Origin of the sequence: Streptomyces glaucescens (assembly GCF_002154375.1) — a bacterium.
Taxonomy (GTDB): domain Bacteria; phylum Actinomycetota; class Actinomycetes; order Streptomycetales; family Streptomycetaceae; genus Streptomyces; species Streptomyces glaucescens.
This window is the reverse complement of sequence record NZ_MUND01000912.1, coordinates 1-1,549: the sequence shown is the minus strand read 5'-3', so window position 1 is coordinate 1,549 and position 1,549 is coordinate 1. Positions and strand designations below refer to the sequence as shown.

Genomic DNA, 1,549 nt, shown 5'->3' with positions numbered 1-1,549 from the left:
CGCGACCGCGGTCGCGGCCGCTCGGAACGTCCAGGGTCTGCTGGTCACTTGAGATCCTCCCCCGCGTCCGGGCGCGCGGAAGGAGGGGTCCTGGTGATGGGGTGCCCGCGCGCACGCGATCAACGCGTGTAGTCAAGTGACGACATTGGACTGCACGTTGAGCGGAAAAGACAGGTCTTGACTTGAGCAGGTCAAGTGCACTATGCGGAGTTCCGCTTCCGCTCAGCGGACGTTCGTCGAGCGTTCAACGGGCGCGTCGAACCGTCCGCTTGATGGACGGCATGACTCGATGCGCCCCCCGTGCTCCGGCACTGTTGGTCATCTCACGCTTACTCTTCGCTCCACTCGGGCATGCAGCCGAATAGATTGACGAACACTGCCGCACACATATGCCTGTCCGCACCTCCCCCACGGCGAGAGGCACGGGGGAGACCCCGACTTTTCCCGAGGACACGATTGCCATGCCTCGTCCGACCGCCGCACAGCTCGCCTACGGTTCCTGCACCGTGATCCTCTCGACGCTCGCCATGCTGCTGCTGTCGCAGACGAGTTCGCCCGCCGGGATCGCCCTCGTCGCCGTCGCCGCGCTGGCCCTCGGGCTGCTGGTCGCCCTGACGGTGCCCGTGCGCAGGGCCCCGCGGCCCGCGCCGGCCTCCGCCGCGGCGCGGCCCGCCGCACAGGAACGAGTGACGGCGGGCTCGGTCACCGACAACTGACGGCGTCCCCTCCGGTCAGCCGGTGGACACCACCACCGTCTTGGCCGCCTTGTCGTGCAGGCCCTGCTTGTAGGGCTTGTCGAAGAAGCTCCAGCCGCCCGAGATCGCCGTCCACACACAGGCGCAGCAGAAGGCGAACGGGAGCCACAGGACCGCGGCGCGCATCAGTGCGGTCTGGACGGAGGGCGTGGCGCCGTTGTCCAGATTGGCCACGCGCATATTGAGCCATTTCTTGCCGAGCGTCTGGCCCGACCTGGCCGTCATGGCGGTGTCGTACGCGATGTAGAGCACCGCGGCGATCGCGGCCTGCCCGAAGGACTTCCCCGTGTCGATGTCCTCGCCGGTCACCCGGTACTCGCCGACCCGGAAGATCCAGCTCAGCAGGACGACGACCGCGCCCACCATGATCATGTCGATGAGCCGGGCGAGCGTGCGCCTGCCGCTGTCGGCGAGCGGGGGCATCCCGGCGAGCGGATCCTCCGGGTAACCGCCACCGCCCCCGTAGGGGCCGCCGCCCTCGTGGGGGCCGCCTCCGTACGGCGGTGGCGGCGGGCCGCCGTACGGGCTGTCACCACCCGGCGGGGTGTCGTACGGCGAGCCCGAGCCCGCGCCGGGCGGGGGCTGCTTCCTGAAACGATCGTCTTCCGGAGGCTCTCGGCCGGAGCCGGGGGGCGGTTCGGTGCTCATGGCCCGAGTGGACCGCGAAGGCTCCGGCGGCGCATCCGGCGGGCGGCTGTCCGGGGGACGGGCGGGGTGCGCCGGAGCACGGCCGGGCGGTCAGGCCGGAGCACGGCCGGGCGGTCAGGCCGGGGTACGGCCGGGCGGTCAGGCCG

Annotated in this window: 2 protein-coding genes; one reads left to right on the top strand and one right to left on the bottom strand. The window is 71.0% G+C overall.

The annotated features are described in order from the left end of the window. Positions 1–461 precede the first annotated feature (461 nt). Complete coding sequence (locus CCN42_RS39200) at positions 462–716, top strand: hypothetical protein (RefSeq protein WP_086741943.1); 255 nt, start codon at positions 462–464, stop codon at positions 714–716. Between the two features lie 15 nt (positions 717–731). Here CCN42_RS39200 and CCN42_RS39195 read toward each other — a convergent pair whose 3' ends face one another. After that, complete coding sequence (locus CCN42_RS39195) at positions 732–1,403, bottom strand: RDD family protein (protein ID WP_086741942.1); 672 nt, start codon at positions 1,401–1,403, stop codon at positions 732–734. Between the last annotated feature and the right edge of the window lie 146 nt (positions 1,404–1,549).

Excerpts from the sequence above, each read along its gene's own strand:
- CCN42_RS39200 (WP_086741943.1), top strand. The coding sequence starts at position 462 with ATGCCTCGTCCGACCGCCGCACAGCTCGCCTACGGTTCCTGCACCGTG.
- CCN42_RS39195 (WP_086741942.1), bottom strand. The coding sequence starts at position 1,403 with ATGAGCACCGAACCGCCCCCCGGCTCCGGCCGAGAGCCTCCGGAAGAC.